6 protein-coding genes are annotated in these 7,226 nt (G+C 69.8%); 2 read left to right on the top strand and 4 right to left on the bottom strand.

Annotated features, from left to right (window positions below):
- Nucleotides 1-440: 440 nt before the first annotated feature.
- Nucleotides 441-1,202: a transcriptional repressor LexA gene (gene lexA, locus ACHFFZ_RS01530; protein WP_394274901.1), complete on the top strand. Its 762-nt coding sequence runs from the start codon at nucleotides 441-443 to the stop codon at nucleotides 1,200-1,202.
- Between the two features lie 72 nt (nucleotides 1,203-1,274).
- Here lexA and ACHFFZ_RS01525 read toward each other — a convergent pair whose 3' ends face one another.
- The 4 genes from ACHFFZ_RS01525 to miaA all read right to left on the bottom strand — a co-directional run bounded on the left by ACHFFZ_RS01525 (nucleotide 1,275) and on the right by miaA (nucleotide 6,778).
- The gene (locus ACHFFZ_RS01525; RefSeq protein WP_394274902.1) at nucleotides 1,275-3,212 is read right to left on the bottom strand and encodes an ATP-dependent DNA helicase; all 1,938 of its coding nucleotides are present in this window, start codon (nucleotides 3,210-3,212) and stop codon (nucleotides 1,275-1,277) included.
- Nucleotides 3,213-3,406: 194 nt separating this feature from the next.
- Nucleotides 3,407-4,900: a GTPase HflX gene (hflX, locus tag ACHFFZ_RS01520; protein WP_394274900.1), complete on the bottom strand. Its 1,494-nt coding sequence runs from the start codon at nucleotides 4,898-4,900 to the stop codon at nucleotides 3,407-3,409.
- A 66-nt stretch (nucleotides 4,901-4,966) separates the two neighbouring features.
- A complete protein-coding gene (gene dapF, locus ACHFFZ_RS01515) occupies nucleotides 4,967-5,794 on the bottom strand; it encodes a diaminopimelate epimerase (RefSeq protein WP_394274899.1) in 828 nt (275 codons plus the stop codon).
- Between the two features lie 57 nt (nucleotides 5,795-5,851).
- A complete protein-coding gene (gene miaA / locus ACHFFZ_RS01510; protein WP_394274898.1) occupies nucleotides 5,852-6,778 on the bottom strand; it encodes a tRNA (adenosine(37)-N6)-dimethylallyltransferase MiaA in 927 nt (308 codons plus the stop codon).
- 192 nt (nucleotides 6,779-6,970) lie between these two features.
- On the opposite strand from miaA, the gene ACHFFZ_RS01505 reads away from it, so the two are divergent.
- Complete coding sequence (locus ACHFFZ_RS01505; protein WP_394274897.1) at nucleotides 6,971-7,186, top strand: antitoxin; 216 nt, start codon at nucleotides 6,971-6,973, stop codon at nucleotides 7,184-7,186.
- Nucleotides 7,187-7,226 lie beyond the last annotated feature (40 nt).

The following is a 7,226-nucleotide window of genomic DNA, read 5'->3' as shown; positions in this document are numbered from 1 at the left end:
GAGCTCGGGCCCGGCGGGCTGCACGGGCCGCCCCACCGGCATGGCGGGCTGCAGCGGCCTGGCCGCTGGCCCACGCAGGCGCCCTTCTCCGCGACGACGGATCGATGCCGGGGTGACGGCCGGGATCCTCGCGACAAAGGTTGCACTCATGACTACTCCTCAGGTCTGGACAAACCCTGCCGCGAGCCATCCGCCCGTCGAACAGGTGTTCGATGCTTGAACACTAACCTCGATCCCCGTCGCAATCAAACGATTGTTCGATTGCGACCGAAAGCTTCAGGTTTCGCGCTCGCGACCGAGTCAAACAGCCCCCTCTGACAGTTTTGCGGCGACTGGCTCCAGACCGTCCACGAGAGGCCGCTCGTGCGCCCCGGGAGCTGGCGGGGAGTACCTCGAACAGATGTTTGATTGGGAGCGGTCGTGCGCACTAGTCTTGTTCCATGGCAAGTGGAATGAGGGGCAAGGCACAGGCGCGTCGACCCGTCGGGCGTCCCAGTGACGAGGAGGTCCGCAAGGAGCTCTCGCGCGGGCGCAAGCTGGTGGAGCCCAGCGTCGACGGCATGAGCCCACGCCAGCGCCGCGTGCTCGAGGTGATCCGGGAGAGCCTGGAGACCCGGGGCTATCCGCCCAGCATGCGCGAAATCGGCGAGCATGCCGGCCTGGCCAGCTCGTCCAGCGTCTCGCACCAGCTCAAGCAGCTGGAGTCGCTGGGCTACATCCGCCGCATCCCGGGCCAGCCGCGCGCCATGGAGGTGCACCTACCCCCGTCCATGCTCCCCACCGAGGCCGAGGCCAACGACCCCACCGACGTGGGCGACAGCTTCCCCACCGCCGTCAACGTCCCGATGGTGGGACGCATCGCCGCCGGCGGGCCGATCCTGGCCGAGGAGCGCATCGAGGAGGTCTTCCCCCTGCCCCGCCAGCTGGTGGGCGAGGGCACGACCTTTCTGCTCGAGGTCCGCGGCGACTCGATGGTCGACGCCGCCATCTGCGACGGCGACTGGGTGGCGGTCCGGCAGCAGGACGATGCCGACAATGGCGACATCGTCGCGGCGCTGCTCGACGACGAGGCAACCGTCAAGACCCTCAAGAAGACGCCTGGCCAGGTCTGGCTGATGCCACACAACGAGCAGTACTCCCCCATCGACGGCAACCACGCGAGGATCCTCGGCAAGGTCGTCGCGGTGCTGCGTCGCGTCTGAGGCGCGCCCTCCGCGCCTATGAAGAAGGGGCCACCCACGGCGCGTGGGCGGCCCCCTCGACATGCTCGAGGACTATCCCTCCTGCAGACGCCGCAGCGCTCCGACGGCCACCTCGCGCTCGGCTGTCATCCAGAAGTCGGGCATCGAGGCCCGCAGGAAGCCGCCATAGCGTGCCGTCACCAGCCGGGGGTCCAGCACCGCCACCACGCCCCGGTCGGTGACGCGACGCACCAGGCGCCCGGCACCCTGGGCCATCAGCAGACCGGCATGGGTGGCCGCCACCGACATGAAGCCATTGCCGCCGGCCTGCGTCACCGCCTCCTGACGGGCCAGCACCAGCGGGTCGTCGGGGCGCGGGAAGGGGATCTTGTCGATGATCACCAGCTGGCAGGTCTCTCCCGGCACGTCGATCCCCTGCCACAACGAGACCGTGCCGAACAGGCTCACCTCCGGGTCGACGGCGAACTGGCGGGTGAGCTCCGACAACTGGGCATCGCCCTGGCACAGGACGGTCATCTTCGGCAGCTGCTGGCGCACGTGCTTGGCGGCGGCCTCCGCGGCGCGCTGGGAGCTGAACAGCCCCAGGGTCCTGCCACCCGCCGCCCAGACCAGCTCGGCGACCTCCTCGAGCACCTCCGGAGCCGTCCCGTCACGCCGGGGCCGCGGCAGGTTCCGGGGCACGTAGAGGATGCCCTGCTTGCGGTAGTCGAAGGGGGTGCCGACGTCGAACCCGCGCCAGGCCAGCGCATTGTCCGGGTCATGCTGGTCACCCACCAACCGGTCGGCCTTGCGCAGCCCGATCTGGCCCGCCACCTGGGTGAAGTCGCCGCCGATCTTGAGCGTCGCCGAAGTGAGGATGGTCGTCCTCTCCCCCAGGACCTTCTCGCGCATCAGCCCGGCCACGCTCAGCGGCGCCACCTGTGCCTGACGGCCGAAGCGTTCCCGCTCGCTGACCCAGACCACGTCATTGCTGGACAGGTCCGCCATCCGCTCTGCAATGTCGAAGACCTCCTTGGCGGCCGCGGCCGCCTGCTGTTGCTCCGGGTCGACATCCTTGCGGTTCTTGTCGGCAGCCTTGCCTCCCAGGCCGCTGACCACCCGACGGGCCACGTCGCGGATGGACTCGAAGGCGGTCACCGCCGCACCCCCGGGCTGGGAGATGCGGGCCAGGTCGGTCTCGTCCAGAGCCACCCGCAGGATGTCGGCCGACTCCAGGAACTCCAGGCCCAGGTCGTCGCTGAGCCAGGGCAGCACCCGCTTGGCGACCCGCTCAACCAGCTGGGGGCTGAGCTCAGCCGAGGCGGCCCCGGTGACCCTGCCCACCAGTTCGTGCGCCTCGTCGATGATCACGACCTCGTGCTCCGGCAGCGCGGTGCCTCCATGCATGGCATCGATCGCCAACAGCGCATGGTTGGTGACCACCAGCTGCGATGCCCGGGCCTTCTCGCGGGAGGACTCGACGAAGCACTCCGAGCCGTAGGGGCACCGGTTGACGCCCAGGCACTCGCGCACCGGCATCGAGACCAGGCCCCAGGAGCGGGGGCTGTGGGCGGGGGCGTCGTCGCGGTCGGCGAGCTGGCGGTCCTTGAGCTGCTGCTCGGCCCACTCGCGCAGCATGATCACCTCGGCGCCCAGCACCGAGTCGGCATCGGCGCTGGACTTGCGAAGCCCGTCGGCGAGCTCGGCGCCGCCCAGCAGCGTGTCCTGCTCGTCGGCGATGCCATCGCGCGTCTTGAGCAGGCAGGCATAGTTCGTGCGGCCCTTGAGGATGGCATGGCTGGGTTCGCGCCCGGTCACCTCGCGGACCGCTTTGAGGGCATTGGGGATGTCGGAAGTGGCCAGCTGCGCCTGCAGGGCCAGGGTGGCGGTGGCGATGACGATCCGCTGGCGGGTGGACTGCACGTGCAGCAAGGCCGGGGCGAGGTAGCCCAGCGACTTGCCGGTGCCAGTGCCTGCCTGCACCAGCAGGTGTTCGCCGGTGTCGATCGCCGCCTCGATGGCCTCGGCCATCTGCTGCTGGCCGGGCCGCGGGGTCCCGCCGATCGCGGACACCGCAGCCTGCAGCACCTCGGCCGAGCTCACCTGGCTGGTGCTCGTCTTGGACGCGGCAACTTCCTGCTCCGGCTGGGCCGAGGCGGACTCGTTCTTCTTCTCGGCAGACGGCATCGGGCCAGCCTACCTGCGGACCGGGCCCGCCGTGCGGGTCACGACGGGTCCTGCACCTCGAAGGCCTTGAGCTCTCCGGCCAGGTCCGGATGCACCCGGGCCACGACGCGGGTGCCCTCGCCGGTGTGCTCGACGGTGACCAGCTGGCCGTGCTTGTGGATGCGGTCCACCAGGTCGCCACGACCATAGGGGATCAGCGCGTCGACGGAGACCTCCGGGCTGGGCAGTCGGCTCTCGGCCACGGCCCGCAGCTCCTCGATGCCCTCCCCCGTCCGGGCGGAGACGAAGACGGCCTCGGGATACTGGGTGCGCAGCACCTGCAGGCTGTCGTCATCGGCCGCATCGACCTTGTTGATCACCAGCTGTTCGGGGACATTGCCGGCGCCGATCTCGTTGAGCACCGTGCGCACGGCGTGCACCTGGCCCACCGGGTCGGGGTCGGACCCGTCCACGACGTGCAGCAAAAGGTCCGCCTGCGCCGACTCCTCCAGCGTGGATTTGAAGGCCTCCACCAGGTCGTGGGGCAGGTGGCGCACGAAACCGACAGTGTCGGTGAGGGTGTAGACGCGCCCGTCGGGCGTGGTGTGACGACGGGTCGTCGGGTCCAGCGTGGCGAACAGGGCATTCTCCACCAGCACACCGGCGTCGGTGATCCGGTTGAGGATCGACGACTTGCCAGCATTGGTGTAGCCCACGATCGCGATCGAGGGAATGCGGTTGCGACGACGATCGGCACGCTTGTTCTCACGGGTCGCGTCGAGGTCCCGCATCCGCTTGCGCAGGATCGCCACCCGGGTGTTGATGCGGCGACGGTCGGTCTCGATCTTCGTCTCACCGGGGCCACGGCCACCGATACCGGCACCGCCGGCGGCCTGGCCACCGGCCTGGCGCGACAGGTTGCCACCCCAGCCACGAAGCCGCTGGCGCAGGTACTGCAGCTGGGCCAGCTCCACCTGGGTCTTGCCCTCGACGCTCTTGGCGTGCTGGGCGAAGATGTCGAGGATCAGGGCCGTGCGGTCGATCACCTTGACCTTGACCCGGTCCTCGAGGTTGCGCAGCTGCGCCGGTTGCAGCTCGCCGTCGCAGATGACGGTGTCGGCGCCGGTGGCCACCACCACCTCGCGCAGCTCGTCCACCTTGCCGCGGCCGATGTAGGTGGCCGGGTCCGGCGACTTGCGCCGCTGCACCAGGCCCTCCAGAACCTGGGCGCCCGCGGTCTCGGCCAGCAGCTTCAGCTCGGTCATGGCATTCTCGGCGTCCGCCTCGCTGCCGGTGGTCCACACGCTGATGAGCACCACGCGTTCCAGCTGGAGGTCGCGGTACTCGACCTCGCTGATGTCGGCCACCTGCGTGGACATGCCGGCAACTCGCTTGAGGGACAGTCGTTCGGCCAAATCGAGCTGGAGGCCGTCATGGTCCCCTGCGTCGTACTCTTCTGGGTCGCGGCCGTCGGCGTCGAGGTCGCCGGCGCCCAGGTCGTCGTACAGGTCATCGAAGTCGTCGTCATTGCGACGGGAGTCAGGTCGAGTCATCGTTGTCCCAGCTTGTCACCTGCAAGCAAGCCCGGCCAGCCATTTTCGCCCACGGCGGGGCGGTCCTCAGTCGGGCATCACGACCTCACCGCGGCCCACCACCACCGCTGGCCCGGTCAGGTAGGCCTGGCTGCCGTCCAGCTCGACCACGAGGCGACCGCCCGGGACGTCCACGACCACCTCGCCGCCACCGAGCCCGGCGCGACGGGCATGGGCCGCCGCCGCGGCAACCGTGCCGGTGCCACAGCTCATGGTCTCCCCCGCCCCGCGCTCGTGGACGCGCATGGCGATGTGGTGCTCGTCGATGACGTGCACGAACTCGATGTTGGTGCCCTCGGGGAAGGCCTGCGCGGGTTCCCAGACGGGTTCATGGGTCAGGTCCAGTGCCGACAGCTCGTCCGCACCGTCGACGAAGCAGACCGCATGGGGGTTGCCGACATCCACGGTGGTGGCCGCCCAGCGACCCTCCCCCCTGCTGACCTGCACCGGCTCGTCGCCCAGCCGTACCTCGCCCAGCAGGGTGCGGATCGTCCCGTCGTGCTGCGGCCAGGCACGCCGCAGACCGGCGCGGGTCATCACCTCGATCTCGCGACCGGAGACCAGGCCCTCCTCCAGCAGGTAACGCACGAAGACGCGCAGACCGTTGCCGCACATCTCGGCGATGGACCCGTCGGCATTGCGGTAGTCCATGAACCAGCGCTCCGGCTCGTCCTCGTGGTCCTCGATGGACGAGGCCATGGTCACGCGCAGCAGGCCATCGCCGCCGATGCCGGCACGCCGGTCGCACAGGAATCGGACGTCATCGTCGTCCAGGCGCACCATGCCGTGACGATCGGTGACGATCACGAAGTCGTTCTGCGTGCCGTGCCCCTTGGCGAACTTCCAGGTCCTCATGGGCGTAGGTTACGCGCCCGCCCGAGGACCAGACCAGATCCGGACCCCCTGCGAGGCTCAGCCCAGCGCCTGGCAGACATCGTCCACGATCCGTTCAGGACTGGACGGATCGCCCGCCGGCAACCAGACCACCCGCGGGTCACGCCGGAACCACCCCAGCTGCTTGCGGGCGAAGCGACGGGTTCCCGCCTTGGTCATCTCGCGGGCGGTGTGCTCGTCCACCTCGCCGTCCAGGTGGGCCAGCACCTGCCGGTAGCCCAGTGCCCGGCTGGCCGTCAGGCCCTCGCGCAGGCCCTGTTCCTCCAGCCGTCGCACCTCCTCGACCAGCCCGTCGGACCACATCTGGTCGACGCGCTCGTTGATCCGCCGGTCCATCACTTCCCGGTCGATCTCCAGGCCGTACTGGAGCACGCGCTCGAGGGCATAGGTCCACTGCGGCAGCCTCGGGCGCAGCTCGCCGGTGAGTTCGAGCACCTCCAGGGCCCGCACGATGCGTCGTCCGTTGCCGGGGTCCATCGACGCGGCAGCCTCGGGGGCGCGCTGGGCGAGCTCGGCGTGCAGGGCGTACGGCCCGACCTCGGCCAGGCGCGCCTCGTGGCGGGCCCTCACCTGCGGGTCGGAGCCGGGGAAGTCGAAGTCGTCGACGATCGCGTGCACGTACAGGGCCGAACCGCCGACGAGCACCGGGACGATCCCTTCGGCACGCAGGCGCGCGATCACCTCACGGGCCAGGGCCTGGATGTCGGCGACGGTGGAGGTCTGCGTCACGTCGAGGATGTCGACCAGGTGGTGCGGGACAGCGGCCAGCTCCGCGACGGTTGGCTTGGCCGTCCCGATGTCCATGCCGCGGTAGACCAGCATCGAGTCCGCGTTGACGATCTCGCTGGGGTGACCCCGCCGCGTGAGCTGCTGGGCCACCCGGATCGCCAGGCTGGACTTGCCGGAGGCGGTGGGACCGTTGAGGACGACCAGGGGTGGGAGCACGCAGCCATTGTGCCAGCGCGGTGTCGGCGCGTTCGCGCGCCAGCTGCGACGCCGGCGGCGAAGTGGTTGCGCCCTCAGCGCAGCACCCGAGCCGATCCTTGACCCGGCCCAGCGCGGGAAGGAAGTGCGGGGCCCTACCGAAAGACCACGGCTCGCTGGTCTTCCCGTTGAGACAGATCGGAAGGAATGACCATGGGCCTCTTCGACAAGGCCAAGGACGCGCTGCAGGGCAACGGCGAGGGCACCACCGCCGACAAGGCCCGCGACCTCGCGAACCAGCACGAGGCCAAGATCGACCGGGGCATCGAGCAGGCCGGCGACAAGCTGGACTCGCGCACCGGCGACAAGCACGCCGCTCACGTGGACAAGGGCCAGCAGTTCCTCCAGGACAAGACCGGCAATCTCTGAGCCTGACCACCTCCCCGCACGGGACGACCGGGGGCGAGGG

The organism is Luteococcus sp. (genome assembly GCF_043424415.1).
Taxonomy (GTDB): Bacteria; Actinomycetota; Actinomycetes; order Propionibacteriales; family Propionibacteriaceae; genus Luteococcus.
This window is presented reverse-complemented; position numbering and strand designations above follow the sequence as displayed.